28 protein-coding genes and 3 pseudogenes are annotated in these 26,726 nt (G+C 48.0%); 21 read left to right on the top strand and 10 right to left on the bottom strand.

All coding sequences use genetic code 11. The annotated features are described in order from the left end of the window. Positions 1 to 45: 45 nt before the first annotated feature. On the top strand, positions 46 to 576 hold the full coding sequence (gene rraA, locus P2G85_RS05425) for a ribonuclease E activity regulator RraA (RefSeq protein ID WP_275863097.1): 531 nt from the start codon (positions 46 to 48) through the stop codon (positions 574 to 576). Between the two features lie 73 nt (positions 577 to 649). Here the strand turns inward: rraA and zapB are convergent, their stop codons facing one another. Beyond that, a complete protein-coding gene (zapB, locus tag P2G85_RS05420; protein WP_275863096.1) occupies positions 650 to 892 on the bottom strand; it encodes a cell division protein ZapB in 243 nt (80 codons plus the stop codon). 324 nt (positions 893 to 1,216) lie between these two features. Between zapB and glpX the strand changes: the two genes are divergently transcribed. The 3 genes from glpX (at position 1,217) to P2G85_RS05405 (ending at position 3,612) form a co-directional block, all read left to right on the top strand. Next, positions 1,217 to 2,224 (top strand): class II fructose-bisphosphatase, encoded by a 1,008-nt coding sequence (glpX, locus tag P2G85_RS05415; RefSeq protein WP_275863095.1) that lies wholly within the window; start codon positions 1,217 to 1,219, stop codon positions 2,222 to 2,224. A gap of 272 nt (positions 2,225 to 2,496) precedes the next feature. Next, positions 2,497 to 3,111, top strand: a complete 615-nt coding sequence (locus tag P2G85_RS05410) for a metalloregulator ArsR/SmtB family transcription factor (RefSeq protein WP_275863094.1) — start codon at positions 2,497 to 2,499, stop codon at positions 3,109 to 3,111. A 144-nt stretch (positions 3,112 to 3,255) separates the two neighbouring features. Next, positions 3,256 to 3,612 carry a DUF3135 domain-containing protein gene (locus P2G85_RS05405; RefSeq protein WP_275863093.1) on the top strand — a complete coding sequence of 119 codons (357 nt, stop codon included), beginning with the start codon at positions 3,256 to 3,258 and terminating at the stop codon, positions 3,610 to 3,612. 169 nt (positions 3,613 to 3,781) lie between these two features. Here P2G85_RS05405 and P2G85_RS05400 read toward each other — a convergent pair whose 3' ends face one another. After that, positions 3,782 to 4,219 carry a DUF805 domain-containing protein gene (locus P2G85_RS05400; protein ID WP_275863278.1) on the bottom strand — a complete coding sequence of 146 codons (438 nt, stop codon included), beginning with the start codon at positions 4,217 to 4,219 and terminating at the stop codon, positions 3,782 to 3,784. A gap of 69 nt (positions 4,220 to 4,288) precedes the next feature. Continuing rightward, complete coding sequence (locus P2G85_RS05395; RefSeq protein WP_275863092.1) at positions 4,289 to 4,636, bottom strand: 5-carboxymethyl-2-hydroxymuconate isomerase; 348 nt, start codon at positions 4,634 to 4,636, stop codon at positions 4,289 to 4,291. Between the two features lie 330 nt (positions 4,637 to 4,966). Here P2G85_RS05395 and tpiA point away from each other — a divergent pair, with 330 nt between their 5' ends. Both tpiA and lpxL read left to right on the top strand, forming a co-directional pair. Continuing rightward, complete coding sequence (gene tpiA / locus P2G85_RS05390) at positions 4,967 to 5,737, top strand: triose-phosphate isomerase (protein WP_275863091.1); 771 nt, start codon at positions 4,967 to 4,969, stop codon at positions 5,735 to 5,737. Positions 5,738 to 6,212: 475 nt separating this feature from the next. Next, positions 6,213 to 7,142 (top strand): LpxL/LpxP family Kdo(2)-lipid IV(A) lauroyl/palmitoleoyl acyltransferase, encoded by a 930-nt coding sequence (gene lpxL / locus P2G85_RS05385; protein ID WP_275863277.1) that lies wholly within the window; start codon positions 6,213 to 6,215, stop codon positions 7,140 to 7,142. A 602-nt stretch (positions 7,143 to 7,744) separates the two neighbouring features. Here lpxL and galU read toward each other — a convergent pair. The 3 genes from galU to P2G85_RS05370 all read right to left on the bottom strand — a co-directional run bounded on the left by galU (position 7,745) and on the right by P2G85_RS05370 (position 12,130). Beyond that, complete coding sequence (gene galU, locus P2G85_RS05380) at positions 7,745 to 8,623, bottom strand: UTP--glucose-1-phosphate uridylyltransferase GalU (RefSeq protein WP_275863090.1); 879 nt, start codon at positions 8,621 to 8,623, stop codon at positions 7,745 to 7,747. A gap of 67 nt (positions 8,624 to 8,690) precedes the next feature. Then, positions 8,691 to 9,857, bottom strand: a complete 1,167-nt coding sequence (locus P2G85_RS05375; protein WP_275863089.1) for a nucleotide sugar dehydrogenase — start codon at positions 9,855 to 9,857, stop codon at positions 8,691 to 8,693. 176 nt (positions 9,858 to 10,033) lie between these two features. Continuing rightward, positions 10,034 to 12,130 carry a YjbH domain-containing protein gene (locus P2G85_RS05370; protein ID WP_275863088.1) on the bottom strand — a complete coding sequence of 699 codons (2,097 nt, stop codon included), beginning with the start codon at positions 12,128 to 12,130 and terminating at the stop codon, positions 10,034 to 10,036. 644 nt (positions 12,131 to 12,774) lie between these two features. Here P2G85_RS05370 and P2G85_RS05365 point away from each other — a divergent pair. The 8 genes and pseudogenes from P2G85_RS05365 to P2G85_RS05325 form a co-directional block, all read left to right on the top strand. Continuing rightward, a pseudogene (locus P2G85_RS05365) lies at positions 12,775 to 13,026 on the top strand (CcdB family protein); the annotation flags it as partial. Between the two features lie 191 nt (positions 13,027 to 13,217). Further along, positions 13,218 to 13,490, top strand: a complete 273-nt coding sequence (locus tag P2G85_RS05355; RefSeq protein WP_275863087.1) for a DUF1778 domain-containing protein — start codon at positions 13,218 to 13,220, stop codon at positions 13,488 to 13,490. Next, complete coding sequence (locus tag P2G85_RS05350) at positions 13,487 to 13,984, top strand: GNAT family N-acetyltransferase (RefSeq protein ID WP_275863086.1); 498 nt, start codon at positions 13,487 to 13,489, stop codon at positions 13,982 to 13,984. The genes P2G85_RS05355 and P2G85_RS05350 overlap by 4 nt, the downstream gene beginning before the upstream one ends. Positions 13,985 to 14,372: 388 nt before the next feature. Next, positions 14,373 to 14,612: pseudogene (locus tag P2G85_RS05345) on the top strand (hypothetical protein); the annotation flags it as partial. A gap of 112 nt (positions 14,613 to 14,724) precedes the next feature. Next, positions 14,725 to 14,973 carry a type II toxin-antitoxin system Phd/YefM family antitoxin gene (locus P2G85_RS05340; RefSeq protein ID WP_275863085.1) on the top strand — a complete coding sequence of 83 codons (249 nt, stop codon included), beginning with the start codon at positions 14,725 to 14,727 and terminating at the stop codon, positions 14,971 to 14,973. Beyond that, positions 14,963 to 15,253 carry a type II toxin-antitoxin system RelE/ParE family toxin gene (locus P2G85_RS05335; protein WP_275863084.1) on the top strand — a complete coding sequence of 97 codons (291 nt, stop codon included), beginning with the start codon at positions 14,963 to 14,965 and terminating at the stop codon, positions 15,251 to 15,253. The genes P2G85_RS05340 and P2G85_RS05335 overlap by 11 nt, the downstream gene beginning before the upstream one ends. 188 nt (positions 15,254 to 15,441) lie before the next feature. Next, on the top strand, positions 15,442 to 15,726 hold the full coding sequence (locus P2G85_RS05330) for a DUF1778 domain-containing protein (RefSeq protein ID WP_258489763.1): 285 nt from the start codon (positions 15,442 to 15,444) through the stop codon (positions 15,724 to 15,726). Then, complete coding sequence (locus P2G85_RS05325; RefSeq protein ID WP_275863083.1) at positions 15,723 to 16,001, top strand: type II toxin-antitoxin system RelE/ParE family toxin; 279 nt, start codon at positions 15,723 to 15,725, stop codon at positions 15,999 to 16,001. The genes P2G85_RS05330 and P2G85_RS05325 overlap by 4 nt, the downstream gene beginning before the upstream one ends. A 144-nt stretch (positions 16,002 to 16,145) precedes the next feature. On the opposite strand, the gene P2G85_RS05315 is transcribed toward P2G85_RS05325, so the two are convergent. The 4 genes from P2G85_RS05315 to P2G85_RS05295 all read right to left on the bottom strand — a co-directional run bounded on the left by P2G85_RS05315 (position 16,146) and on the right by P2G85_RS05295 (position 17,483). Further along, the gene (locus P2G85_RS05315) at positions 16,146 to 16,433 is read right to left on the bottom strand and encodes a type II toxin-antitoxin system RelE/ParE family toxin (protein WP_275863082.1); all 288 of its coding nucleotides are present in this window, start codon (positions 16,431 to 16,433) and stop codon (positions 16,146 to 16,148) included. Continuing rightward, positions 16,430 to 16,711, bottom strand: a complete 282-nt coding sequence (locus P2G85_RS05310; RefSeq protein ID WP_005397593.1) for a type II toxin-antitoxin system Phd/YefM family antitoxin — start codon at positions 16,709 to 16,711, stop codon at positions 16,430 to 16,432. Before P2G85_RS05310 ends, P2G85_RS05315 begins: the two co-directional genes overlap by 4 nt. A 224-nt stretch (positions 16,712 to 16,935) precedes the next feature. After that, on the bottom strand, positions 16,936 to 17,238 hold the full coding sequence (locus P2G85_RS05300) for a type II toxin-antitoxin system RelE/ParE family toxin (RefSeq protein ID WP_275863081.1): 303 nt from the start codon (positions 17,236 to 17,238) through the stop codon (positions 16,936 to 16,938). After that, positions 17,226 to 17,483 carry a type II toxin-antitoxin system Phd/YefM family antitoxin gene (locus P2G85_RS05295; RefSeq protein WP_256956405.1) on the bottom strand — a complete coding sequence of 86 codons (258 nt, stop codon included), beginning with the start codon at positions 17,481 to 17,483 and terminating at the stop codon, positions 17,226 to 17,228. Before P2G85_RS05295 ends, P2G85_RS05300 begins: the two co-directional genes overlap by 13 nt. Before the next feature lie 462 nt (positions 17,484 to 17,945). On the opposite strand from P2G85_RS05295, the gene P2G85_RS05290 reads away from it, so the two are divergent. From P2G85_RS05290 to P2G85_RS05260, 7 genes and pseudogenes are all read left to right on the top strand, one after another. Further along, on the top strand, positions 17,946 to 18,419 hold the full coding sequence (locus P2G85_RS05290; protein WP_275863080.1) for a hypothetical protein: 474 nt from the start codon (positions 17,946 to 17,948) through the stop codon (positions 18,417 to 18,419). Between the two features lie 18 nt (positions 18,420 to 18,437). Continuing rightward, positions 18,438 to 19,985 (top strand): hypothetical protein, encoded by a 1,548-nt coding sequence (locus P2G85_RS05285; protein WP_275863079.1) that lies wholly within the window; start codon positions 18,438 to 18,440, stop codon positions 19,983 to 19,985. Then, positions 19,978 to 22,770 carry a tyrosine-type recombinase/integrase gene (locus P2G85_RS05280; RefSeq protein ID WP_275863078.1) on the top strand — a complete coding sequence of 931 codons (2,793 nt, stop codon included), beginning with the start codon at positions 19,978 to 19,980 and terminating at the stop codon, positions 22,768 to 22,770. The genes P2G85_RS05285 and P2G85_RS05280 overlap by 8 nt, the downstream gene beginning before the upstream one ends. Continuing rightward, positions 22,767 to 24,053: a hypothetical protein gene (locus tag P2G85_RS05275; RefSeq protein ID WP_275863077.1), complete on the top strand. Its 1,287-nt coding sequence runs from the start codon at positions 22,767 to 22,769 to the stop codon at positions 24,051 to 24,053. Before P2G85_RS05280 ends, P2G85_RS05275 begins: the two co-directional genes overlap by 4 nt. Positions 24,054 to 24,303: 250 nt before the next feature. After that, positions 24,304 to 25,467, top strand: a complete 1,164-nt coding sequence (locus P2G85_RS05270; protein WP_275863076.1) for a DUF3596 domain-containing protein — start codon at positions 24,304 to 24,306, stop codon at positions 25,465 to 25,467. Further along, positions 25,464 to 25,970, top strand: a complete 507-nt coding sequence (locus tag P2G85_RS05265; protein WP_275863075.1) for a hypothetical protein — start codon at positions 25,464 to 25,466, stop codon at positions 25,968 to 25,970. Before P2G85_RS05270 ends, P2G85_RS05265 begins: the two co-directional genes overlap by 4 nt. A 78-nt stretch (positions 25,971 to 26,048) precedes the next feature. After that, a pseudogene (locus P2G85_RS05260) lies at positions 26,049 to 26,603 on the top strand (IS1595 family transposase); the annotation flags it as partial. Positions 26,604 to 26,726 lie beyond the last annotated feature (123 nt).

Here is a 26,726-nt window from a genome sequence, read left to right as displayed (position 1 = left end):
CTAGATATACTCAATGACAACCGTTTCTGTTTTGGAAGGTACGCTATGGAATACAATACCTCAGCACTGTGTGACGTTTATCTGGATCAGGTAGATGTTGTAGAGCCAATGTTCAGCAACTTTGGGGGCCGAGCCTCTTTTGCCGGGCAAATCACAACCCTCAAGTGTTTCGAAGACAATACGTTGCTGCGTGAAACGCTCGAGCAGGATGGCGTTGGCCGCGTGCTGCTGATAGATGGAGGCGGTTCCTTACGCAAAGCCTTGGTGGACGCAGAAATCGCGGCTATCGCCGAAGAAAATGAGTGGGAAGGCATTATCGTCTACGGCTGTGTCCGGGAAGTGGATGAACTGGAAGACATGAACCTGGGCATTCAGGCACTGGCCTCAATTCCGGTTGGTGCAACCGGCCAGGGCTTTGGTGAAATCGACGTACCGGTGAATTTCGGTGGGGTAAGCTTTCTGCCGGAAGATTATGTCTACGCCGACAGCACCGGGATCATTCTCTCTCCAGAGCCGTTGAATATCGACCTGGAGCTGGATGAAGCTGAAGAAGATTTAGACGAAGAGCCGGTTTAATTCCCGCGTCATCCTCGCCCAAATACACAAACACCCGCCTTGGCGGGTGTTTTCAGTGCTAGCGGAAAACGAATTATTCCACATCTTCCATCTTACCAAGCAGGGCACGAATACGCTCTTGCCATTGCGTGTGCTCTTGCTGGGCCTGCTCAGCCTTTTGCTCCAGCTCTTCACGTTGTGAACGCAGATCGTTCGCTTCCGCTTCCAGTTTCACTTTATCTTCTTTCAGCTCTTCTACTTCCATCTGCAGTAAAGTGATCGTATCAACAGCAGTTTGAATTTTCGCTTCTAGTTGTTCTAGTACTTCTAAAGACATCTTGGCCTACCTTGCTTGTTCGGTTGGGATGATTTGCCATCATTATGGGATTATTCTACTCAGCGTCGCGATGAGAAACACTTACTATATTCGATATTTCGCATCATTCGGTCAAAAAATCAACGCAATCTCACTAAACACTGACTTTTCCCAACTCACGATGATTTTGCTCCCCCGCCAAATTCGGCTGAATGGCGAAAACCGGCCAAGTATTGATCCAATTCAACAAAGGCAAAGCGAAAGCCAGACAAAAAGGCAAACGTTTACTTTTCGCTGTGATAGAATCGCGTCGCAAATTTTCTTTCCTTGTTACTTGGAGACATCATGAAACGCGATTTAGCAATGGCATTTTCCCGTGTTACTGAAGGGGCCGCTCTGGCCGGTTACAAATGGCTGGGCCGAGGTGATAAAAACGCCGCAGACGGTGCCGCTGTTGAGGTAATGCGCACCCTGCTGAACAAAACCGACATCCAAGGTGAAATCGTCATTGGTGAGGGTGAGATTGATGATGCCCCGATGCTGTACATCGGCGAGCAAGTCGGAGTGGGTGGTGATCAAGTCGATATCGCCGTGGATCCGATTGAAGGCACACGCATGACAGCGATGGGCCAGTCAAACGCATTGGCCGTGCTGGCCGCTGGCGAAAAAGGCAGCTTCCTTAAAGCGCCCGACATGTACATGGAAAAACTGGTGGTTGGCCCGGGAGCCAAAGGCGCGATTGATCTCAACCGCCCACTGAAAGAAAACCTGGAGAGCATTGCTGACGCATTAAACAAGACACTGGATACCCTGGTAGTGATCACGCTGGCTAAGCCTCGCCATGACCAGGTCATTGCCGAGATGCAAGAGATGGGCGTACGCGTATTTGCTGTGCCAGACGGCGACGTGGCCGCTTCGATCCTGACCTGTATGCCAGACAGCGAAGTCGATGCAATGTACTGTATTGGTGGCGCGCCGGAAGGTGTGGTATCCGCTGCCGTGATCCGCGCATTAGACGGTGATATGCACGGCCGCTTGCTGCCACGTCACGAAGTTAAAGGCGATACCGACGAAAACCGTATCTATGGCGCTGCCGAGCTGCAACGTTGTGAGGAAATGGGCGTACAGGCCAATGTGGTGCTGCGTATGGAAGATATGGCTCGCAGTGATAACGTTGTCTTCTCGGCAACCGGCATCACCAAAGGCGATCTGCTTGAGGGCATCAGCCGTCAGGGTAACATCGCAACCACCGAGACCCTGTTGATCCGCGGCCGCTGCCGTACCATCCGCCGGATTAAATCCACTCACTACCTGGAACGCAAAGATCCGGAAGTGCGGGATATTATTCTCTAAACGAGGTATTGTCAGTGACTAGTAAAGGCCGGGGTTAACCCGGCCTTATTATTTTGCCCCTGGCTAAATGCAACTGGACACACAAGCACTTTCCACCAAAATATTTCGGCTCAGGATCATGCTGGCCCCGCCAGGCTGACTGCGCGCCGGGCGTTTCACGGCCCCAACCATGCACTGATCATATTCACCTGAAGCATATGCATCAAATATAAAGCCTTTTCTTTACAAACCCTATCGCGCATAATATGGACTGACAGGTTAATGGTGCAAAGATGAAAACCGTAGATAGGATATTACAAATCGTAAAACGTGACGGCTCGGTCACAGCCAAACAACTCTCTGCTGAGCTGGGTATGACAACCATGGGCGCGCGTCAGCACCTGCAAAGCCTGGAGGAAGATGGCATCTTGTCTTTTCATGATGTGAAAGTCAAAGTGGGCCGCCCGACACGCCACTGGACGTTAACCCGCAAAGGCCATGAGCAGTTCACCGATCGCCATGGAGAACTGACCGTTCAGCTGATCGAAGCCGTCGAACATATCTTTGGCAAATCCGGGCTGGATCAAGTCGCGTCAGAGCGCGAAAAAATCACCCTGCAAAACTATCAGCAGCAACTGGCTGCGTGCGACACCCTGGCAAGCAAGCTGGAGAAGCTGGTTGCGCTGCGCGAACAAGAAGGCTACATGGCCGAACTGGAAGCAGAAGGCCAGGGCTTTATCCTGATTGAAAATCACTGCCCGATTTGCAAGGCCGCCTCGCGCTGCCCCAGCCTGTGCCAGTCAGAACTCAATGTGTTTCGCAGCTTGCTTGGTGAAGATGTTGCAATAGAACGCACAGAGCATATCGTTGGCGGCCAGCGTCGCTGCGTGTATCGTATTCAACCCTAGCCTGCTCCTTTTTCTCACCTGCACGTTACTGACAACTCTCTTAAAAATGAGACACAACCTCTTTTCTGGCTGGCGAGTTCTGCTGGTTGCATTACGCTTTACATAACGCAGCCACAGCTCTCAATGGAATCGGAGGTCGTTACTATGGCAAAAGAATGGGCAAAGGTATGCTACTCGCAAACGCTGCCATCATTCGATGAAATGATGAAAATGGCACAAAGCGATCCGCAAGCATTTGAACAGTTCCGCCATGACATGGCGACTGAGATGATCGAGCATGCATCAGAAGCGATGCAGGACAGGTTGCGGGCACAGCAAAGCCACATTGACCGGATGATCAATCAGTGTAAAAACCCCAATCATGTCAATGTGGTCTTGATGAATGAACTGCAGAAACAGGTGGTGAAGTTCAGAGATGCATTACAGGGTGAGCCAGCGCAAGAAAAGCCCGCAAACGTGGTTCCCTTCAAGCGTTTCAACACTAATAATGACTTCTACTGAAGCCCGCACTGGCATCAGTACTTCAGGGGGCGGTTGTGCTGATCCATTCCAGCCTCCCCTATGCTCCTGCTTAAACAACTTTACAACTGCTTAAACGATAAACTTAACCAATTGTTGTTTTGCAACGGCGTCTGCGAGCTGATAACAGCGCAAGCTGGTGCCTCGCGGTTTATCGTGTGGTGTCCGGCACTGGATCCGGCCCATAGCGATTTGATCCCTCAGTGCCTTTCATCAGGCCGCACTCAACCAAAATCCAAATACCACAAATCAATGACACGGCAGCAATTAACAACTGCATCGGCGACGGTTCCTGCGCCTGTGGGCTGGCCATCGGGGTATACAGCCGGCCAATGATCAAAGGGATATTCAGCGCCAGCCAGTAGACCGATTTATCACGGTCGTGCCAGCGTTTGGTGGTGATGGCTAAATCAGGAATAAGCAAAACCAGCAAAAATACCGGCAGAAGAATGTAAGAAAATGCCGGGAACAACTTACTGATCCCTGCGCCGAATCCCAAAATCAAGATGTAGTAAACGATATTCCACAGCCAGTAGGTCTTGCGCCCCACCCGCCCACGGAAAGACAACAATAGCTTTTTCATCGACATAAACAGACTTACCTTAAACACACCAGCTTATCCACCGGCAATAACGACACACATCCGGGCTAGAGAAAATTAATTAACCACTTTTTGAAAACAATCGATATCCATGTCACGCACATTGACCGTCAGGCTGCGGACATGGCTCGCTTGCTGTTGCAATACATCCATCAACGCACGCGACAGCTGGCGTTTTTGCTCTGGTGTGCGCCCCGCCAGCAAATCAAAGCTGATGTGGATAAAATCAACACTGTTACCTTCCTGGCCAACCAACCAGTCGTGGCAGCGCAACGCCCGCGACTTTACCGAAGCCGGTTCAAACAAGCCACTATTCAGCGCAACCTGGTGCAAGTCCTCTAACAGCCCCTGAACGTTGACTCGCTCATCAACGGAACTGGAATATTCTAAAACAAGATTAGGCATGGTGATTTCCTTTCATTGCCAACAGCATAGAGTTCGGTTTTGTTTCCGCCTGTAGTAATAGCAATCCCGGCGGCATTTTCCGAGAATTGAACTATTATTCTGTCTACGTGATCACCAATCGATTGCGCTGGTGCGATCGACACCGCGGCAAAATATGGTAGCGGGCTCCGCCTGAGCCTTAGTAACAGAATGAATGCAACTCCAACCAGAAGGTGAAACGCGCATAAGACATGATACCAATCATGATCTGTTCATATTATTCTGTTATATTCCTACGTAGATTTTTTACGAAAGTTTTTACATTAATTGATTAGATATGGAGATATTCCTATGCGTCGTCCTGTAGTGATGGGTAACTGGAAACTTAACGGCAGCAAAGCAATGGTAACTGAGCTGCTAACTGGTCTTAACGCTGAACTTGAAGGTGTTGAAGGTGTGGACGTAGCAGTTGCTCCACCAGCTCTATACATCGATCTAGCTGAGCGTGTTATCGCGGAAGGCGGCAACAAGATCATCCTGGGTGCACAAAACACTGACCTGAACAACAGCGGTGCATTCACTGGCGACATGTCTCCAGAGATGCTGAAAGATTTCGGTGCAACTCACATCATCATCGGCCACTCTGAGCGTCGTGATTACCACAACGAATCTGACGAGTTCATCGCGAAGAAATTTGCATTCCTGAAAGAAAACGGCCTGAAACCTGTTTTCTGTATCGGTGAATCTGAAGCACAAAACGAAGCGGGTGAAACTGAAGCAGTATGTGCACGTCAAATCAACGCAGTGATCGACGCATACGGTGTTGAAGCTCTAAACGGCGCAATCATCGCTTACGAACCAATCTGGGCTATCGGTACTGGTAAAGCAGCAACAGCTGAAGATGCACAGCGCATCCACGCTTCTATCCGTGCAATGATCGCGGAGAAAGATGCTGCAGTAGCTGAGCAAGTTATCATCCAGTACGGCGGCTCTGTTAAACCAGAAAACGCAGAAGCTTACTTCTCACAACCAGACATCGACGGTGCTCTAGTTGGCGGCGCTTCTCTGGACGCGAAGAGCTTCGCAGCAATCGCTAAAGCAGCGGCAGCAGCAAAAGCTTAATTACGCTTTTCTGAACGTAAATGATAAAGGGATGCTTCGGCCTGTCTCTTATACACAAATCCTCGAACCGAAAGGTTCGGGGATTTTTTTAACTCTTGGCCTGTGCAAACAAATAATTCGGTACTTAATAACTTTTGGATTAAACATTCAAACCACCTAATGCATTGCACTTAAATAAGTTGATTTTTTTGGCAAAACGCTAATATAGCTTACATTATCGGTTATCCTAAACTAACGGTTATATTGTGTAGGTTAATTATACTTGGAATAGGGTTTATAGCCTGGGGATGACTTACCGAGCCAACGCCCCCCCGGTATTTGCTCACAGAACTACCCAAACGCTCTCCTAACGAGGACATGTCAGCTATCATGCTTTGGAATTTTTAAATCTGCGGAACAGAACAAGGCTTAACTGATTGATTAATCACCTAATGGCATGCTAAATTTCAATAATTTTATACTATTTATTGAAACCATGAATACTGTCCCTTCTCCACCTTTTTCTTTTAAGTTGCTCCTGCCCAAATACTGGTCTGTTTGGCTAGCATTTGGTCTTTTGGCATTTATCGTCAACGTTCTTCCATATCCATTACTGCGCGCACTGGGAAGGGGGATTGGTACTATAGCAATGTTACCAATGAAACGCCGCCGTGAAATAGCACAGCGTAACCTCAAGCTCTGTTTCCCCGAGTATAATGAACGACAGTGTGGTGAACTGGTAAAGACAAATTTTAAGTACACCGGCATGGCACTAATAGAAACAGGGATGGCTTGGTTCTGGCCAGAATGGCGTGTTAAACGACTAGCTACAGTGATTGGTAAAGAGAGATTACTCGAACAAGAAAGAAATGGACGAGGTACACTAGTGGTGTGCAGCCACCACCTTAATTTGGAAATGACAGCACGTATCTTTAGCCAATTTGCCAAAGGGTATGGCGTTTATCGCCCAAACTCGAATCCAGTTTATGAGTTCATTCAACACCGTGGTCGTACGCGTTACGGGCATCACATGATAGATCGTAAAGACGTCAAATCTATGCTTAAGGTACTGAAAAGCGGCCAACGGCTTTGGTATCTACCAGATCATGATTATGGCGCTAATAACTCCGTGTTCGCACCGTTTTTCGCTGTCGACCAAGCAGCGAGTACTGCAGGCTCGAGTGTGTTGATTGATGCGACGAAATGTGCCGTGATATCGGGTGTGACGGTGATGAGTAACAATCATTACACCTTGCATATCGGTGACGACCTTAGTGAGCAATTTGAACGACGTAATCCAGTCAAAGCGGCTAGTATCTTAAATCAAGAACTTGAGAATATGATCAAAAGAGATATTCCTGCATGGATGTGGCTACACAAGCGATTCAAAACGCGCCCTGAAGGGCTTCATTGCGTGTACTCATAAAAGCGGCCTTCCCCGGAAAGCCGCGATGAGCCAATAAATTGTCGTCTTAGTACTATCTTTGACTCTTTGTTGGCAATACTATCATTAGCGTTATGGATAATTACGCCGTGGGCAGCAGATAGCTTTCTACAAATTGATGAAACAGGCGTTCGTTGCCTCCAACAGCGGCCGCCGGAGGGAGGACGTCTTCGTCCTCTCTTTTTCAGCCTTTCTCCAGCCAACGATCATGGCCGATACTTTTGAACACTCTGCTGATCACAAAACACGAAACAAAGCACGATTAAATGTTGTAGCGTTTCATGCACCAGTTGCAGAGATTCTGATCGCTGTCGAAACGACAGACTGCATCGTCATTTCGGACCCAAAGACTGAGCCCAGTACTTGATAGAGCAACTGACAAAGCGGTGTGATTTGATTGTGGAGCCCATTGCGATACCACTGGGAAATCTAATCTTGCCAAACTTTCTATGAAGGTATTGTGGGAAGGATGGTTCAAACTACAAACCATCCTTAGGGACTATGAACTAGCGATGTCTCTTGATTAACAATACTTGAGATCAAGAGACCGACCAGAGCTTCCCTTAAAAACAAGTAATGTTGATTTAGGCAGTTTCGGCCACTTTCACGGTCGGCTTTTTGGCCAGCTCAGCGCTTGACTGCTTTTGATACAGATTCTCATAGCAGTAGTTAGTGGCTTCGATATAGCCTTCAACACTGCCACAGTCAAAACGCTGGCCTTTGAATTTATACGCCAGCACACAGCCAGCTTGCGCCTGCTTCATCAGTGCGTCGGTGATCTGGATTTCACCACCTTTGCCTGGCTCTGTTTTTTCAATCAGTTCAAAAATGTCCGGGGTCAGAATATAACGGCCAATGATGGCAAGGTTACTAGGTGCAGTACCAGACTCCGGTTTTTCTACCATGTTGTCCACCCGGTAGATATCATCTTTGATCATTTCACCGGCAATCACGCCGTACTTGTGGGTTTCTGTTTCTGGTACTTCCTGCACCGCCACTATCGAACAGCGATACTGGTTATACAGTTCGACCATTTGCGCCAACACGCCTTTATCTTCATTGACACACAGGTCATCTGCCAGCACCACTGCAAACGGATTGTCACCCACCAGCTCACGCCCGGTCAGGATCGCATGGCCTAAGCCTTTCATTTCACGCTGGCGGATGTAGGTGTAGCTGGCAGAGTCAATCAAACCGCGAATATCATCCAGCAATGCCTCTTTGCTGGTACCACTGATCTGATGCTCCAGCTCATAGTTCTTATCAAAGTGATCCATCAGCGAGTGTTTACCACGGCCGGTCACAATACACATGCCATCCATGCCGGCTTCAATGGCTTCTTCCACCCCGTATTCAATCAGTGGTTTGTTCACCACCGGCATCATCTCTTTAGGCATGGATTTAGTCGCGGGCAGAAAACGAGTCCCGTAACCTGCCGCAGGAAATAAGCATTTTTTAATCATTATCATCACCAACTGAAAAAGGCTCCTTAACAGGAGCCAAAAAATTAATAAGCGCTAAACGTCAGGATTAATCGCTGCCAAACAGGTCTCGGGTGTAAACCTTATCCGCTACATCAGCCAACTCTTCCACCATACGGTTCGACACAATTACATCCGCCGTCTGCTTAAACTCAGCCAAATCCTGGATCACCCGAGAATTGAAAAACTCTTCGTCTTTCAGAACCGGCTCGTATACCACGACTTCAATCCCTTTGGCTTTAATACGTTTCATGATGCCCTGAATCGAGGAAGCCCGGAAGTTGTCTGAGCCAGCCTTCATGATCAAACGGTAGATACCCACCACTTTCGGCTCACGCTTGAGGATAGATTCTGCAATGAAATCCTTACGTGTACGGTTGGCATCTACAATCGCACCAATGATATTGTTCGGCACGCTCTGATAGTTAGCCAGCAGCTGCTTGGTGTCTTTCGGCAAGCAGTAACCGCCGTAACCAAAGGAGGGGTTATTGTAGTGATTACCAATGCGAGGATCCAAGCCTACCCCTTCGATGATCTGACGCGCATCCAGGCCATGTGCCTCGGCGTACGAATCTAACTCATTGAAGTAAGCGACTCGCATCGCCAGGTAAGTATTGGAGAACAGCTTAACCGCTTCGGCTTCGGTTGAATCGGTAAACAGTACCTGAATGTCTTGCTTCTCGGCCCCTTCCACCAGTAAGCCGGCGAACGTTTCAGCACGCTCGCTGCGTTCACCCACGATAATGCGTGACGGATATAGGTTATCATACAGAGCTTTACCTTCGCGCAGGAACTCAGGTGAAAACAGCACATTCTCACAACCTAGTTCTTGTTTAATACGTGCGGTGTAGCCGACTGGCACCGTTGATTTAATCACCATCACCGCATCCGGGTTGATGGCCATCACCTCTTTGATCACCGCTTCCACCGAAGAAGTATTAAAATAGTTGGTTTGCGGATCATAGTCAGTCGGGGTGGCAATGATGACAAAGTCTGCACCTTGATAAGCCATTTCTTTATCAAGCGTTGCTACAAAGTTCAGCGCTTTGTGCGCTAAAAAGTGCTCGATTTCTGCATCGACAATCGGTGATTGCTTTTTATTCAGCATATCGACTTTTTCTTGAATAATATCGACTGCGACCACCTGATGACTCTGGGCTAATAACATGGCATTAGATAAGCCTACGTAGCCGGTACCTGCAACTGCTATTTTCATTGATTTATTCCAAAAGTTCAAAATATAAAACTGGCCATAGAATAGCAAAACATCAAACTGCGCGATAGAGAGTCAGGCATATGAACCTGCTTTAATACGCCGCGCAGCCTAAAAACTGAGTTTGCTCATAGCCCGATAAAGAGCGACTTATAACTTATAAACCGCTCTTATTATGATTAAAGTTGTGATTCCAGGTAGCGCCAATAGGCGTTGCGCATGCGAATCTTATTCACTTCAAAATAGTCATTGCCGTAGCGCCCGCGGTTAAAGTAACGACGCAACATACTGTTGTCCATGTATAGCTCATCACCCTGGCCATTATTCAAATAGTTAGCATCATTGCCGACCCGGGTGGTGACATTAAAGTCATACGCTTCGTTGCCGCGTAGCTGAACCAGGCCCGGTGACATATCCCGCCATGGCGTCAGTGGCAGCTTAACCGAAACGGTAACAAACTGCTCTTTATCGGTATCATTATATTTGCTAGCCTGATACGTTGCCGAAACTTCAACATCTTCAAACCAGTGCGAGGTGGTCAGTTTGGCGCCGACGTCCCCCTTCCAGAACTCCCCGGCAACCGCTTTAACCTGCCAGTCCCACTCCGGCACGGCAAAGGTGTAACTGGTCAAAAAAGTTTGCCGATCTTGGTTCACATAACCATTTTTATCTTTTTCATCCCGGTGCTGAAAGTAACTCATCTCCAGGCCAAGTGCGTGCGCTCCCGATTGAGAGAACCAGACCGATTCACTGCGCGCGCCTAGATAATCGGATTTGACCAACCCCAAAGAGACCTGGTTCGCGACATCCACATATGGCAGACGGAAAAACTGGTGCAGCATGGCTCTGTCGACTTGATTTTGGTAAACGCTGTCTTCAAAGTAACCGCCCTCTTCAAAGTCATCACTTTCTGCCAGCGGCATAATATGACGCACATCTAACGCCGCGCCGGACCACAGGTAAGTGTACAGGTTGCTCGACATGGCAAACGAGTAATCATATACACCGTATTCGGTCGCCACACCATGGCGCACCATCGGTGACAGCACCAGCTGAGACTCTAACGCCCCGCCGTTGACTCGCTCGGTTTTCCACTCCACTAACGCCAGTTTTTCTGCCAGATCCCGGGTATCAAACTGGATATCATCACATTCGTTAGTGCCACTGACAAAACCCTGGTAGCAAGCGACGGAAGAGCGCACGCTCACGACCGGTTTTTGGTTAGCGAGCATCATCAGCTCAAACTGATCCGAGTCTAACCCCAGTTCGCTTGCCGAGGCGTTACCCAGGTAGCTGGAGATGATCCCCATCGCCACCCCAAGCCCATCGGTCTGGTTGTGGTTGTAACGGCGGTTTTCCAGGGCGATCACCACTCGCTCGTTCATCGTGCCGACCTGAATATTGACAAAGCCTTCCCGGCGTAACTCATTCACCAATGCCGCCAGTGAGGCACTTTCTGCGTGGTTTTGTTGCTGCGCTACCAACTCTGATAATGGCACGTTTGAACGTGCATAGTGTCGTGAACGGGTGTAATCGGTGATCAATGGCACCGACAGGGCAGCGTTCCAGATATTCTGCTCATCGGTATCATGCCCGGAATAAAGCTGATAACTGAGTGAAGCAGTGATGTCGTATGGCAAGGTATCTTCCGGAGTAAAGACCTTAACTGACGAGTTAAACTCAACCGAATCGTACTCACCGGTCACTTGCAGAAAACGAAACGGCTGGTATTCAATACCGCCAAACGGGCCATTCATCACCCCAAGGGCAATATCGGACTGACCATAACCGGCCGACAACCGAACCGGTAACATATCTAAGCTATAATCAGCGACAAAGTAATTGGTATTAAACTGACTAGCGGCGCCCCCAAAGTCCTGAACCCCCAGAGCCAGATTGAGATCCTCAACCTGCCAGAAGTTGGGCAGCTGATATTTAAACGAGAACGAGAGATCACGAACATCCCCACAGTCATAGAAACAGTTCGAGTTATAGTCATAGGTCACAATACGGCCATGCGCTTCCAGTCCCTCCATCACCCCCAGAGAGAATTTAAGAGAATCGAGATCTTGAATGCCATTTTGCCATGGTAGGCCCTGCGCATAAGTGAAGGAGAAATTACCGTAATTTAGCGACTGCGCATTGGGCGTCAGTGTTAAGCCGGTAAAACTCTGGTTGGAAGGGAGGCGCTGTAACGGCGGTGCCTCGTCTGTCGCGCTTGCATAAACAGGCAGTGCGCACACCACTATCCCTAGGGTTATAATTTTATTTGCCATTATTCCGTTGCCACAACTGAAGTTTGAGATACATAAAAAGGCACCGAAGCGCCCCAATCAATCTGCTTATTTTTCATCAACTTTGCATTTGCATCAAGTTTCATTTTAACTTATGCGCCAAAGTACACATCTATTCATCCACGAAGCAGCCGCCAGCGACATGGTGCTCAGTACCCCTTGTACGCCAGATAAAACGTCGCCCCTGTCGATTCTCCATCTTTTCAACACTAATGTGCCAACGTCTGATCACGGCAAGCAAAAATACCGGAAACGCCCCCCGCTTAGTCCTCCACTAAAATCGAGCGCCTTCTTTTCTTCGGTGTATGGCAGTTCCTGACGGAGGCAAGATAGAAATGACCGTGAAAAGAATGGGCCACGAAAAGCCAGTTCAGGGTTTCCCAGATACACAAACGCCCTGGCATGCAGGGCGTTACAAATTAAGACTTCCAGATCACCTAGTTACGATGCGTCTTGCGCAAACACCAACGTACATCTCAGCCCGACATGACTCGCCTGAAGTGCCTTGCTAGTTAGCGGGTGGGGAGAATTTTTCAATCTGATACGATCTCCCTCTTACCTGCATTGACTATAAAACAGTGGGGGCCATTCATCAAGGAAAGGGGCATGGCCAAAGAACAGTATAGGCTGAACTGCTTGGCACACTAAACACCCGACTAGTCATCCCACTAACGCCAGTTGAACTACTAGAGAACAAAGCACCAAGTCACCTTTGTCCTATCATCCATATTGATGAGGGTGACTTCGTTATTTTGACTCACCAAATGGCAAGCGTACCTACCAAAATTCTACGTGAACCAGTCAACGAATTAAGTACATTCAAAAACGAGATCATAGCTGCTATCGACTTTCTGATTACTGGCATGCAGCCCAATTAAGGTGAGGCACGTAATACCGATGCTACCGCATACCACCTTAACCACTAAAGCTAACGCATAGTAAAAATGCCAAGCGTGCCGAATCACTCTTAAATGTTTGCATGTGTGCCAAAATGACACAGAACTTGCTTATTGCACGCCTCGAGACCATAATAAACATGTGACATTTTGACACAACAGGAGATAACATTATGGCTACTACTTTGCCTCGCATCACCGCTAGAGTTGATGTCGATACACAAGATTTACTGACCAAGGCTGCCGCGATCGCTGGTATGTCTAGTATTAACTCATTTGTTCTAAGTGCTGCAATTGAAAAGGCTAAACAAGTCATCGAACGTGAACAGGCTTTAAAACTGAGCCAAGCTGATGCTATGTTGCTCATGGAAGCTTTAGACCGCCCTGCAACACAGAACTCAAAACTAAAAGCTGCCTCTGATCGATACGAGAGCAAAACTCAATGATGAATACGGTACTTCTAGATAAAGCTAAACACGATAGAAACCGATTCAACTGTGGTATTGAAGCTCTCAGTAATTATTTAAAAGTAATGGCGAGTCAGCAAGCAAAGAAAGACAACACCAGAACGTTTGTTTTGGAAGATGATAACGACAACTCACATATCATCGGCTTTTACACGCTAACAATGACACCAATTGACTTAAAGGCATTACCCGATAAGTTACAAAAGAAACACCAATCATCGACCTCTGGTAGTCTCATCGCTCGTCTTGCTGTCGATGACCGATACAAAGGGAAAGGCTTTGGTGAGTGGCTGCTCATCGACGCACTCCGAAAGCTATTAGCTGCTAGTGATAGCGTTGCGTTTCCAGTTGTTATCGTTGATGCCAAAGACGGTGCAAAACATTTCTATGAGCGTTATGGCTTTCAAGCCTTTCAAGACGCTGAAAACAAACTCTTCATCACCATTGCAGATGTTAGAGCAAGCCTAGGCTAGTTAACTGCTAGCCTTTAGCACACTAACACGATCTAAACTGCAAAATTCCGCTGTTTAATACTCACCCGGAATTCCATTAGCCTTACGTGTTTCCTCTAGACGTCACCTACCTTCATTGAACTCTGTCCCGATACCCACGCTCGGTTGGTGTGCAATGCCTACCTTTCAAGATCTTTAGCAGATCCAACAGCACATCGAAACTTACTGCCAAAGCTTTCTGAACGCTGCAGCCATAACTCAGCGCTTATGGTTAATCGCCCAAGAAGAGGGGTCAGGTCAGCACCACTTGTCAAAAGGCAGAACCGGCACTGGTTGAAGAATTTGCCGATCTCATAGCCAACCAGCTCGGCGCCATACTCTCGACTAGTGAAATGCAAAGTCGAGTCGGCGCATTGAAATGGCGTGCATCAACAACGTCACCTTCATGTGTCTATCTGGCGATGAAAGGCCACATTTCACTACCATCGCGGCATTCATCGCTCAGATGAGCGATACCATTGAACCGCTGTTCACACAAGTCCTGATGATATGCGATGAACAAGGCCTCATCGGCCGTAACATGTTTGCTATTGATGGGTGTAAAATCTCATCCAATGCCATTCCGCATAATAATACCTTAAATACATAACTCTACGCATAGTAAAAATGCCACGCGTTGCGAATCACTCTTAAGCAACTTGTTATACCGCTTGGCCGAGGCTAAAATGACCAATATAAAGACCATTTAAGAGACCTATTATATGACCACTAGAATTTTAGCCGATGTTGCTGCAAGTATTACTGAGTTGAAAGCTAACCCTATGAAAGTTGCAACTAGTGCTTACGGCGAACCTGTTGCTGTACTAAACCGAAATGAGCCAGCATTTTATTGCGTACCTGCCGAAGCGTACGAAATGATGATGGACAGACTCGAAGATCTTGAGCTACTAACTATTGCTAAAGAGCGTGATTCTGAAGAGAGCATTTCGGTAAATATTGATGACCTATAAACTCGACTTTAAAAGGAGCGCACTCAAAGAGTGGAAAAAGCTTGGCTCGACGCTGCAACAACAATTTAAGAAAAAGCTAATCGAGCGCTTAGAAAATCCACATGTTCCGGCTTCAAAGCTCTCTGGTTCTGACAACATGTATAAAATTAAGCTGCGCCAATCGGGCTACCGCCTCGTCTACAAAGTTGAAGACGATGTCATCATTGTAACCGTCTTATCAGTCGGAAAACGCGAACGTAGCGACGTTTACCGTAAAGCTATGAAAAGGTTAGATGACTGATTGCGGCAACGCTGCGTTAAGTTGAGCAACGCAGACCACTGCACTTAAAGTATTGTGCTGTAAACACTAAAGCTGAAACAAACCAAAAATGCCAAGCATTGAGGAGCCGTCTGGAACGCTTACTTGTTCGTTGCCCATCTCAAAGCCCAGTGCTAACATTTGTACACACGCCAACAAAGGGATACATCATGGACACTAGAATTCAATTTCGTGTTGATGAGGAAACAAAACGCCTAGCTCAACAAATGGCTGAAAGCCAAGGTCGCACACTGAGTGATGCTTGCCGTGAACTTACTGAGCAACTCGCTGAACAACAAAGAAAAACATTATCTCACGATGCATGGCTAACTGAACAAGTAAACCTAGCATTTGAGAAGCTCGACTCAGGAAAAGCGGATTTCGTTGAACACCAAACTGCTAAATCTCGAATGGAAGAACGCAAAGCCAGGATCCGCAATCGAGGTAAGCAATGATTTTATGGGAAGAAGAGTCACTTAATGATCGCGAAAAGATCTTTGAGTTTCTCTATGACTTCAACCCTGATGCAGCAGAGAAAACTGACAACCTCATTGAAGCAAAAGTAGAAAACTTACTAGAGCAGCCTCTGATAGGTGTGCAACGAGATGGTATTCGTGGGCGATTGCTCATTATTCCCGAGATATCGATGATCGCCCCATATTGGGTTGATGGCGATATCATTCGAATTATGCGCGTACTCCACCAGAAACAAAAATTCCCTATGGATTGATTGCTTCCTCTGGAGAACGCCCTGCTAAGGGGTGAGCAACGCAATACCTAAGCTTCCACATACCACCTTAAACACTAAACACAACGCATAGTGAAAATGCCACGCGTTGCGAATCACTCTTAACCAGTTTGTTATAACACAGTTTTACACGTCATCTTCCGATAAAATTTGACGACAATTACGAACTGTTAGTACACGAATTTCGTGGCTTAAGCTGTAGATAAGACGATAGTGACCGAAGATGATTTCGCGATAGTTCGTATGGGGCATTTCAGGGACAAACCGCCCCATTTCAGGCCTACTTCCAGGTAGTTCAGTTTTATCAAAAACTTCGTTTACCCACTTCTCTGCCGCAGGTGGATTATCCAAAGAAATAAACTCCGCTGCATCGCCTAGCTTCTGAAGCGCTAATGGAGACCAGACTACTTTCATTTCTTAATGCGCGCCAGTACTTGAGCACGCGCATCATCATTGGAAACACCAAGACCAGAAGCTAATTGAGCTTCTGCTGTGCGCATTTCTTCCAGTAATTCGATTTTCTCTTGCATTGCTTCATACTCCGCAACATCGAGAACAACAGCAACACCTTTACCACGTTGCGTAATAACCAATGGACGACGAGTCTCATTGATTTGTTTGATGTAAGAAGCGACACCAGCACGAAACTCAGACAAAGGCTGAATATCTTGATCGAAATGAATACGACTCATATTGAACTCCGATTAGTACAAAATAACGTACAAATAATAGTTCAACTAACCGTTTTGAACAAGAAGTTGATTCTGTGTTATCAACGCCTTGTTAAGGTGATGTGAGGCACGCAATACCTAAGCTTCCGCATACCACCTTAATCACTAAATTCAACGCATAGTAAAAATGCCGCGCGTTGCGAATCACTCTTAAAACAGTTTGTTAGCCGCTCATTCTCAAATGATTATTGCTTACTTAGCAGGAACTTGCGCAAATCTCTCTCAGCACACATAACAAACAGAATAAATACTTTGTCACCGTCTTGTTTATAGAAAACACGACATGGATTAACTACAACTTCACGATAACTTAAATGTTCTAGTTCGGGCGAAATGCGACCCGATTCAGGGAAAGCTTCTAGGCGTTCAACCTTAGAGAAGATCGTTTGAACCAATGGCTTTGCACCTACAACATTTTCAAGCGCGATGTATTCAGCGATATCATTGAGGTCAGATAGCGCTGGCTCAGTCCAGATTATTTCAGCCATTTCGACATTTTGTCCTTGGCTTCATCGTGACTCACAACTTTACCGTCAGCTAATGCGCGTTCGCCTCGTGCAATCCCTTCCAGAATCACCAAACGATTTTGCATAAACTCGTAATCATCAACATCAACCAGGTATGCCGATGGTTTACCATGTTCGGTAATTAACACTGGCTCTTTAGTATCGTGAAGTTCGGCAAGGATCTTAGTTGCTTGGCGTTTGAGTGATGTCACTAGTTCTACTTTCATGAGAGCTACTCCAAAGAAATACTAAAGTGACACTATTCTATCACTTTGAGTATAGCAAGCTCCATGACGGCTAGACGCGGCGTTAAGTTGAGCAACGCCACCACTGTGCCTAACCTATTGTGCTGTAAACACTAAAGCCGATCCAAACCGAAATTGCCAAGCGTTGGGAATCTGTCTTAAACGCTTTGTATACCGCTGTCTGCCGCTCCAGGCGAACTGATCCCCAAAGGCAGTTCTATTCAACCATTTAAATCACTTTCTCTATCAATTTATTATTTTTGAGATCAATCTTCCAAATTCTCACAATAAGTGAGAGGTTAGTTCAAAACGTATTTCAACCACCTATGAAATGTGATTATGATGAAAAAATACACAGGAGCACCATATATCGATCAGACCATAGCCACACACCCAACATGTAGACATTTCGTGTTTCACTGACAGAGAAAGCGGAGCGAAATAATGAGACCAAAACTAAAGAAAATAGGATTACCCACCCTTAGCCTTCAACGGCATCCATTACTCCATTCATTAACGCAAGACGATCGCTTTCAGTTAACGCAAACGCCATCGCTCGATTTTATCTCGGTGCACCACCTACAGCGCCTCCTCGACTGTCACCCGATCCCCGTCACACGGCCCACCACCACTGAGCATTACCAATGTCTCGTGCCGATCCCCTTTATTGAACGATTGCGAACTCATCCACAACGCGCCGATTTGGTGGTGACCCTACTCATTTATGACGACGACGAGATCCAAAACGCACTCACCAGCTTTCTCTTATTTGAGCCAGCACTGGCACTCTCCACTCAAACCTTTCAGACCCAGAATATCCATCTCCGCCTTCGTCAATTCAAAGCACAGGCCATCCCCTCGCCAACCAAAAGAGCACTCGCCGCGCTCGCGGATTGTTCTCCATCGGCATTTCGATGAACAAAGGAGAAAGCCGTGATGATGACCTTTCAACATTTAGCTCGCGAAAACCGCCAAAAGAACGCTGGCGGATGTTATCCGGATGCGCTGGCTCATGCGACAACACTGGCCATTATGCTGCGCAGACTGGCTCGGGAAGATCCCAAGGACCGCCCAGCCATGACGGTGGTCGCATTGTTTCTTTGGCTGACTCAAACCTGGCCCGACATCCATCAACCCAGTAATATCCCCGATTTTGTAAAAATCTCCGGATCAGCACCGTGTCGGGAACATGTCTTTCGTACCTACAAAGATGGCGCGCTCTCATGGGCGGAATACGCACATAGTTATCATGACGGAAAGAAGACGCATTACTTATGGCAACCACTCCCGACCTACCTCAATGCTTTTTTCCAGCCATTCATCAGAGCGCAAAGTTATAAGACCCCCTTCCTACGACCGAAAACTAAAGTCCGCCTGTTTCAGATCATGAACAAAAAATGGCGAACGCCGGAGTCACTGAATGATTATCCGCGAGTAAGAAAAGACACCTTTCATCAATATCTGATTGATTGCGCCCAGGTTGACAATACCCTTACCCCTATCCCTCGCGCTCAGATTGTGTCTCCTAACCGAAAGCATCATAAACACGCCGACACTTATCAGCGCAGCGACAGTGATCGGGTTCGGTACAAGCTGTTTGATGCCTATAACCGCTACTTGTCGCGACTCGTACGAGCGGCCCGTAATGCCAAGTTATCGCCACACTTTGACGTCTTTATCGGCCAGCACGCCATCAACCTGATCGCAGAGCATCCCAAGATGGCTCCGTACCTCACTCAATCTGGGCGGATCGCTCAGACCGTTTTAGATACGTCCAATGGGACTCAGCAAAGTATCCGCAGTCCCGCCATCCCATTAGGCAGTCAACGCTACCTGGAGGAAAATGCCGTCATTCGTTTCTTTGCTCGCCTGTTTGCGCATGTCAGCGCCCTAAAACCCGATCAGCCCGCCAATAAAAACCGGTGGGCAGCCTATTACAATAGCGCGACCTATCGCCTGGCGTTACTTTTCATTGTACTGACGGGGACGCGCCCTACGCATGGGATCAGCATTTTGGCGCAATACTATTGGGGGGACGACATGGTGTTTGTCAAAGACAAAGGACGACTGCGACAAGTCATCCTTTGTGACTATCTCCAGCGTGAAATCCAGCACTACCGAGCGCTTCAATCGGCAGTACTCTCTATGTGGGGAACCCACCCAACCTTAGACGAAATGTGGTTCTGCCTCGACGACCATGGCCAGCCTTACCGATTATCCAACTGTGCCTTACACCAGTTTATGCATCAGCACTGGCCTGGCATTGTGCCCTACCAGCTACGTCACTTCTTTGCCCAAAGTGCTGTCAATAATGTCTCCTCGACTCGATTGCTCGACCAGGACATCGACCGTCTGATGGGGCACGAAAATCTCGGCGAACATTTGGGCAGCGATATGATCTTTCCAGAGACCTTTGATGCGATGAAAGCCTATCTCAACCAGTACGCTGAAAGGCTGGGACTGCAGGAGTTTACGTATGTCTAAATTCATTCAAGCCCTTGCAGAGTCCATACACTATCACTTTGCACAATCCGGACAAGCATGCTCTGCACTGGAAGAGTTGGTCTGGGTGCTTAATCGCTGGCACATTGTTGACCATAAAACTCGTTCACTCAGTAAAACCGATATTGAGCCGATTAAAAAGCAGATAAAAATCGTCCCTACCGGCAAACAAAAACACTACCAGCAAGCCCTTAACGATATCTTGTTTTATCTTCAGGATGCCTGCCATTGGACACTGCCTAAAGAACATCAGCCTGGCATTCAAGACACAGAGTATGCGTGGTTTGAATCCATTGCCGGCGAGTCACAACTCGCCAAGCAGGTATTTAGCCGCTATCAGCAACAAAAAGCGCAGTACTTGATCACTCGAGGCGAACTTTCTCCAGCGTTCATCGCCCTGATGATTGGTTTTGAGGTTGCCCCCTTGTCATTGCATCACATTTCTCAATTATTAAGCGATCCCACCTCGATGATCTCGGAAAACGCTGTGCCCCGTCTTCGGGTGCGCCACCGAAAATCGGGCAAAGAGGAGTGTCGTTATACTCATTATCATCTCCCACTGATGAGCTATCGGTTACTCAGTGATTATTATGCGCAATCCCCCGATCCGCTGAGCGAACACCACCTTCATCAGCAACTGACGCAATGGTTACATAGCCATGCGCTGCCACCCGCGGATCGGCTCAAATGGTCACGACGGTTTCAGATCAGCTGGTATGTCCGTCATCGCTTACCCCCACTTTTCATCAAAGATCTCGCTGTCCCTGAACGGCATGTCAGTCTAATCCGCGAGCAGCAAACCTCGCCGCTCAAGCCATCCGATATTTATGCGATTGACTGGGACATCAACTGGTTTGAACACTTGACGCCATCCAACGGCAAACCACATTGGCCTCATCTCGATTTGATCAAAGCGTCTTCCTCGTCAAAACCACTCCCCGGCGCGCCCACCCAGAACGAGAAGAACCTGTTACCACGTTTGTTGTATGACTATACACATCAGTTGATCACAGAGGGCGGGGTGAAAAAACCGGAGCTGGCCACCAACACCATCAAAAAATACACCCGCCTGACCAGTGTGCTGGAAGCCTATCCGTTATCCTATTCGGACGCCATTAACGAAGAAGCGATCAACGTCTGGGCTCAGACGGGCTATGACTCGCTCACGACGGAGTCTCACCAACAGAACTTTGTGTATTTTCTGCGCTATCTCAGTATTCAGGAGCAAACGGACAGCCTTGATCTGACGCTGTTCGCGCCACCGACCATGCCGGCTTCGGTGAGTCCGGCTCGTTTGACGCTGGCGCAGTTCGATACCCTCATCCACACGTTGATCGTCACCAATACCACGCACCCTTTTCGCAGTTTATTTGCTGTCATGGCCACGCTTCTGGGCTTTTTCGGCATGCTTCGTCGGGGTGAAGTCCTGCGCCTACGTTGCCAAGATATTCAATTTGTGCCCAAAACAGGGCTACTGACATTGGCCATCACGAATACCACAGAAGGGCGAACCAAAAACGGTCAGTCTCGCACGGTGTATACCACCATTCCCAAGCAGTATCGCACACTGTTCCAGGAACTCTTAACCATCAAAAAAGACGATCCCCCGGAAAGCCCGCTATTAGGATTTAAAGGAGAAAAATACCATTCCCGACAGCTCTATTACTTCGTCCCGATCACTCGAGCCCTAAAAATGCGCTTCGGTACGCAGATGAAGTTTCATCATCTTCGTCATTCCGGCGTGCATATGTTGATGCTCCAGGTGCTGCATTTTGTCAGCCGCACACCGGCGCAAGCCCGAGGGGACACACGTCTGGAAAAGGAAGTCATGTCGGATAGCGTTATTGCCACCCGATTCAACTACTGGCTGGAAGGACGAGAACTCAGTGAAGTGAACGATGGCATTTTCTTTGATGAAGTCTGCAAGCAGATTGGTCACACCCATTATTCAACGACCCGATGGTCTTACTTACACGACATTGACTGGCTCCTTCCGATCATCAGTCAGGCGCACCAACCGTACATTGCCAGAGACTATACGCACTCAGAGCTCCGGTATCTGATGGGACTGTCCCCGCAATCCAATGATTTATCCAGACGCCTGATACAGCTAAGCCCCGAGTACGCTCAGAAAACCCTGGGTGAAAAACGCAGTCAGACCATTACACTCACGGACGCCGACTTGCGCGCCGCCATTTTGGGCAAACCGCCAGTACCCAAAGAGGTCCCACCGCCCGATCATTATAGAGATTGGCAGCGCTCTATTCACACCAGCACCGACACGTTACTCGGTTTTCTCTTTAAAACCATGATGGTCAATCAATCGCTCGATCTCGCCGCGCTCAGTCAAATCTGGAGCCAGGGCTGTCAACATGATATTCAACCCATCGATAAAAAGCAGCGCACCGCCTTTCGTCAGCTCCCTCCGATTGAATTATCGGGCGATGGGTGCTCGCTTCAAATGACGATGGCCTGCAACCTGAAAAATGCGCGCGCTTTTGCGGCCGCTTTTCGGCACAAAGAATGGCGATGGTTAACTTGTCACTTCGAGCTCGCGGTGAATCGAAAACTCAACCGAGCTCGGCAAATGGCCCTGCTTGAGCAGCATTATGTCCAAGGCAAAGAAACCGTTCACGTCACTCAGCACCCATTAGGCCAGACATCGCTCACTATCGTTCTGACGCCTAAGTTGCCACTTTCCAAGCCGGTTCTCACGTTCACACAACAATTTATCGAATCAATGTCACTGCAGAAGGTCACATCATGAACATCATCATTCCAGCCAGTAAACGCCCGCTTCTTCAAACCTTGTCAGAGCGTATCGATACGCACTATGCCGATTGTGTGGTGACCGTACTCACTAATAAAACGGCGAACACTATCACCTTTATCTGCGGGCAATCTCCCTTTTGTTCCGAGTATCCGTTGATCCTGGATAAGCGCTCGACGGGTCTAAAAGACAAACAGTTCTCCATTGATGGCAGCTTCGCGAAACAGCTCATCCATTATTTTATCGAAGACCAAGACATCGAACTGGAATTCGACATCAACGCCTCTGGAACCATGTTCGTGGAATTAGTCGATACGACCGCGCTTGCCAAAGATCAATATCAAACGGCAGCGCTGCGCCGGTGTCAGTGCGGGGATGCATCCGATGATCATTTGAACTATTTGGCGGATAATCAGCACCGCCCCACCACCACCGCATCGAAAGCCACCATCGAGCGCATCGTATACGAAGCGCAAGAAAACGTTCCCTTTGAGTTCCTAGAGCTGAATAAGGAAAAACAGCACCTCCGAATTCAGCGTCAAGGCGAAGTCGAAGATAAATCGCTGCCTCGGGACTTAACCCTGCCCGTCTCACTGGTTTTAACGCCCGAGACCACGAAGCAAATGACCGAGCTTTGTCGCATCACCAGTGGTAATGAGATTGAAATCGCTCAACAAGGCGAGACGGTCACCTTCAAAGCGCCAGAATGTACCTTGACCTGCTCGATAGCGGGGGTCGAAGCGTTCTACCAGAAAAAGCCCGATCCGATACGCACGTTAATGTATGTCGCTCTGAACCTGTTCGCGTTTAAAAAAGAACTCGAACATTGCTTTAAAAATTACGGGCGGATCAAAAAAGCCAATGATGCCCTGCTTTATTTAGGCGAGAACCAAGCGGCGATTGCGGTGCTGACCGACCCTTATGAGTTTGTGCATCCCATTCATGTGTTTGAAGTCGGTCAAAGCGAACCTCATGCCGGCTCACTGTTTCGTTTCTCACCGCGTGATTTAGAGAACATCAAGATCAAAAACTCGTTAGACGCCAAAAAGACCCGAATCGACATTTTTGAAACTTCACACGGCGAGCTAAAGTTGGGTGTGTACTATTCCCTGGAAGAGAAACTGCCGTATGACACCATTGCCATCGAAAAAGACGAACGTCACCTGAAAAAAGTGTTGGCAATGATTGACAGTATTGAGACAAAACAGGGAAACACCTCAACCACTCCGCCAGAGCCACAAGGCGATTTATTTACTTTTGACGATGATGACGAGTATTGAGGAGAAAACAAAAAAAACACTGGACAAAGAAACAGTATGCACTATATTGAAAGGTGAGATTTTAACCAATAGTAACCATTTGAGTATTATTGGTTAATCAGATAAGCAGTTGGGATAGGAAGGCGGCAACCTCCCTACCCCGTACCGGCTGCGAGGACGTTAAACCCGACCCAGCCGATGGCACAATTCTAGCGAATTCCATCGGTCAGGGACAGATCTATTTATGGATCCCACACTGATGGAGGCCATTATGGCTCACATTCGCATCCGCCCCAACGGGCGCATTCAGTTCGATCTGCATTTGTACGGTCGCCGTTTTCGTGAAGGCACCAAACAGATGGCAACGCCGAAAAACCTCAGACTGGCGCAAGCCACCCTCAAGCAAATGAACGCCGAAATTGCGCTCGGCACGTTTCAGTACCGCGATTATTTTCCACACAGCAAAAAAGTCGCGCAGTTCGAAGCGCTGCAGCGGCAAAAACACCCCGACCGCCTGTACCCGTTTTTCGACAGTTACGCCAACGAATGGTTTGACCGGCAAAAAGCCAAATGGAAAAGCAGCTATCAGGGCACGGTGCGCAACACGTTAGATCGCTACCTGATCCCGGGGTTTGGTAATACGCTGATCAATGAAATTACCCTGGCCAATGTGGACTTCTTTCGGGAAACGCTCATCAACTCGCCCGGTAAAAACGGTCAGAAAGCCCTGTCCAACCGCCGGATCAACGGGATATTGTGGCCGCTGGTGGCTATTTTGAGTCTTGCAGCCGATGAACATCAATTTACCTATCCGCTGCGCCGCTATAAAGCGCTGAAAGAGGAGCGCGCCGACTCCCACCCCATGACCATACAAGAAGTTCAGCGTTTTCTGGACACCGTGCCTTCTCAGTGGCGGGACTACTTTGTGGTGCGTTTCTGGACCGGGATGCGCAGCTGTGAAGTGCATGGTCTGCATTGGGAGCACATTGATTTTGACCATCGCCTCATCCGGATCCGGCAAAACCTGGTCAATGGCGAACTTGGCGATGTCAAGACACCCAAGTCACGTCGAGAGCTCAAAATGTGCGACACGCTGTTTGAAGTATTCTCCCGTCTCAAAGCCAAACAAGTACAAGACTCATCCTTTGTGTTTACGCATCAGGGCAAGCCCCTTGATACCCATTTCGTGAGTAAAACCCTCTGGTACCCAACGCTCAAAAAAGCCGGGCTCGCTCGCCGGCGTCCCTATGAAACCCGCCATACCGCAGCGGTACTTCACATCGCCGCACACGAAAACCCGCTGTATATTTCGCATATGTTAGGCCACAGTGACACCCGGCTTTTGTTCAACGTGTACGCGCCATATATCGCCAACGCATCAAGACAAGATGGTCACGCCTTCCGTCAATTAATGCGTAAAGGAGGGGTTGCGTGAAACAGTATGACACTTTGGTGATGCAGCCGAGAGACATCTTAGATACCCCAGCTCTCATTGAGCGATTCGCTCTGGGGTATCTTTCAAAAGAGGTGCAGGACTTTATGGGGATGGCAATGCCGTTTCCGGGACTGGCTTGCCAGAAGAACCAGCAGCGATTGTTTGATTTTGCCGCATTCAAATGGCAATGCTGGCAGAAGAACCCGTCGATTCAAGCTGCCTTGGCGCAGTATCGCATCTGCTGTGTTTACGGAGACAGCCGCTTCCTGCCGGATGTGAGCTTACATGACACTTATCCAGCGCTGAGCTTGGTAAAATACTACGACTGCCTGCTAAGCGAGGTGGGTTTTGTTAATCGTGCGCGTGTCTGGGAGAACCATCTCAAGCTCTGCGAGCAAGTTTTGGTCGCGCTGATGATAAGAAGAGGTGATTATCCGCCTCCGGATATTGACACCGTGAACGGCATAGTGATAACCCAGGTTAAAAATGAGCGAAGCCTCTGATAAAAAAACTTGCCTCTGCATTTGAGTCAGTTTGACCTATATTTATAGTATTAATCACACCTAAAGGCGGAATATGCTATGAAAATGCCAGAAGCGAGTTTTTTTGAATGGCAACGGCAGTTTGGAACCGAATCTGATTGCTTAGAACATCTCAAAAAGATGAGATGGCCCAACGGATTTGTTTGTCCTCGATGTGGTTGTGATCATGGATATGAAGTAACCACTCGTAATACCTATGAGTGCAGCCAATGTCATAAGCAAACCTCAGTAATCGCTGATACGTTATTTCATGGTAGTCGTATTCCGTTAGCTAAGTGGTTCTGGGCTATCTACTTTCTAGGGACAGATAAAGGCAGTATTTCAGCGCTAAGACTAAGTAAACTCATTGAAGTTAACTGGCGAACAGCTCGTTTGATTTTGAGTAAATTGAGAACAGCAATGGGCCATAGAGACAGCCTATATAGGCTTTCAGGCGTGATAGAAATTGATGACGCTTTGGTTGGTGGCAGAAGAAAAGGTAAGCGAGGCCGTGGTGCTGAAGGAAAAACGCCCGTTATCGTAGCAGTTGAAAGCCAAGGTAAACGAGCGGGTTTTATAGCCATGCAGGCGGTAGGCAGTGTTTGCCATGATACCCAGGGCAAGATTACGAAGCCCCTTGCCCCGCAAGGACTTGAGAAAGGTACGCATTACTGCGATTCGCTTTCTTTTGCTTTCTCTTGATCCCTGCTTTAAAACTTTTCTCCGCCGTAAGCAAAT

It is taken from the genome of Vibrio sp. CAU 1672 (genome assembly GCF_029223195.1).
GTDB lineage: Bacteria > Pseudomonadota > Gammaproteobacteria > Enterobacterales > Vibrionaceae > Vibrio.
The sequence above is the reverse complement of the archived record's forward strand: the minus strand, read 5'-3'. Positions and strand labels throughout refer to the sequence as shown.

Excerpts from the sequence above, each read along its gene's own strand:
- P2G85_RS05370 (WP_275863088.1), bottom strand. The coding sequence starts at position 12,130 with ATGGCAAATAAAATTATAACCCTAGGGATAGTGGTGTGCGCACTGCCT.
- glpX (WP_275863095.1), top strand. The coding sequence starts at position 1,217 with ATGAAACGCGATTTAGCAATGGCATTTTCCCGTGTTACTGAAGGGGCC.
- galU (WP_275863090.1), bottom strand. The coding sequence starts at position 8,623 with ATGATTAAAAAATGCTTATTTCCTGCGGCAGGTTACGGGACTCGTTTT.
- P2G85_RS05375 (WP_275863089.1), bottom strand. The coding sequence starts at position 9,857 with ATGAAAATAGCAGTTGCAGGTACCGGCTACGTAGGCTTATCTAATGCC.
- P2G85_RS05300 (WP_275863081.1), bottom strand. The coding sequence starts at position 17,238 with ATGGCTGAAATAATCTGGACTGAGCCAGCGCTATCTGACCTCAATGAT.
- rraA (WP_275863097.1), top strand. The coding sequence starts at position 46 with ATGGAATACAATACCTCAGCACTGTGTGACGTTTATCTGGATCAGGTA.
- P2G85_RS05400 (WP_275863278.1), bottom strand. The coding sequence starts at position 4,219 with ATGTCGATGAAAAAGCTATTGTTGTCTTTCCGTGGGCGGGTGGGGCGC.
- P2G85_RS05295 (WP_256956405.1), bottom strand. The coding sequence starts at position 17,483 with ATGAAAGTAGAACTAGTGACATCACTCAAACGCCAAGCAACTAAGATC.
- P2G85_RS05270 (WP_275863076.1), top strand. The coding sequence starts at position 24,304 with ATGGCTCACATTCGCATCCGCCCCAACGGGCGCATTCAGTTCGATCTG.
- P2G85_RS05405 (WP_275863093.1), top strand. The coding sequence starts at position 3,256 with ATGGCAAAAGAATGGGCAAAGGTATGCTACTCGCAAACGCTGCCATCA.
- lpxL (WP_275863277.1), top strand. The coding sequence starts at position 6,213 with ATGAATACTGTCCCTTCTCCACCTTTTTCTTTTAAGTTGCTCCTGCCC.
- P2G85_RS05350 (WP_275863086.1), top strand. The coding sequence starts at position 13,487 with ATGATGAATACGGTACTTCTAGATAAAGCTAAACACGATAGAAACCGA.
- zapB (WP_275863096.1), bottom strand. The coding sequence starts at position 892 with ATGTCTTTAGAAGTACTAGAACAACTAGAAGCGAAAATTCAAACTGCT.
- P2G85_RS05355 (WP_275863087.1), top strand. The coding sequence starts at position 13,218 with ATGGCTACTACTTTGCCTCGCATCACCGCTAGAGTTGATGTCGATACA.
- P2G85_RS05330 (WP_258489763.1), top strand. The coding sequence starts at position 15,442 with ATGGACACTAGAATTCAATTTCGTGTTGATGAGGAAACAAAACGCCTA.
- P2G85_RS05315 (WP_275863082.1), bottom strand. The coding sequence starts at position 16,433 with ATGAAAGTAGTCTGGTCTCCATTAGCGCTTCAGAAGCTAGGCGATGCA.
- P2G85_RS05335 (WP_275863084.1), top strand. The coding sequence starts at position 14,963 with ATGACCTATAAACTCGACTTTAAAAGGAGCGCACTCAAAGAGTGGAAA.
- P2G85_RS05395 (WP_275863092.1), bottom strand. The coding sequence starts at position 4,636 with ATGCCTAATCTTGTTTTAGAATATTCCAGTTCCGTTGATGAGCGAGTC.
- P2G85_RS05290 (WP_275863080.1), top strand. The coding sequence starts at position 17,946 with ATGAGACCAAAACTAAAGAAAATAGGATTACCCACCCTTAGCCTTCAA.
- P2G85_RS05280 (WP_275863078.1), top strand. The coding sequence starts at position 19,978 with ATGTCTAAATTCATTCAAGCCCTTGCAGAGTCCATACACTATCACTTT.
- P2G85_RS05340 (WP_275863085.1), top strand. The coding sequence starts at position 14,725 with ATGACCACTAGAATTTTAGCCGATGTTGCTGCAAGTATTACTGAGTTG.
- P2G85_RS05275 (WP_275863077.1), top strand. The coding sequence starts at position 22,767 with ATGAACATCATCATTCCAGCCAGTAAACGCCCGCTTCTTCAAACCTTG.
- P2G85_RS05410 (WP_275863094.1), top strand. The coding sequence starts at position 2,497 with ATGAAAACCGTAGATAGGATATTACAAATCGTAAAACGTGACGGCTCG.
- P2G85_RS05310 (WP_005397593.1), bottom strand. The coding sequence starts at position 16,711 with ATGAGTCGTATTCATTTCGATCAAGATATTCAGCCTTTGTCTGAGTTT.
- tpiA (WP_275863091.1), top strand. The coding sequence starts at position 4,967 with ATGCGTCGTCCTGTAGTGATGGGTAACTGGAAACTTAACGGCAGCAAA.
- P2G85_RS05325 (WP_275863083.1), top strand. The coding sequence starts at position 15,723 with ATGATTTTATGGGAAGAAGAGTCACTTAATGATCGCGAAAAGATCTTT.
- P2G85_RS05285 (WP_275863079.1), top strand. The coding sequence starts at position 18,438 with ATGATGACCTTTCAACATTTAGCTCGCGAAAACCGCCAAAAGAACGCT.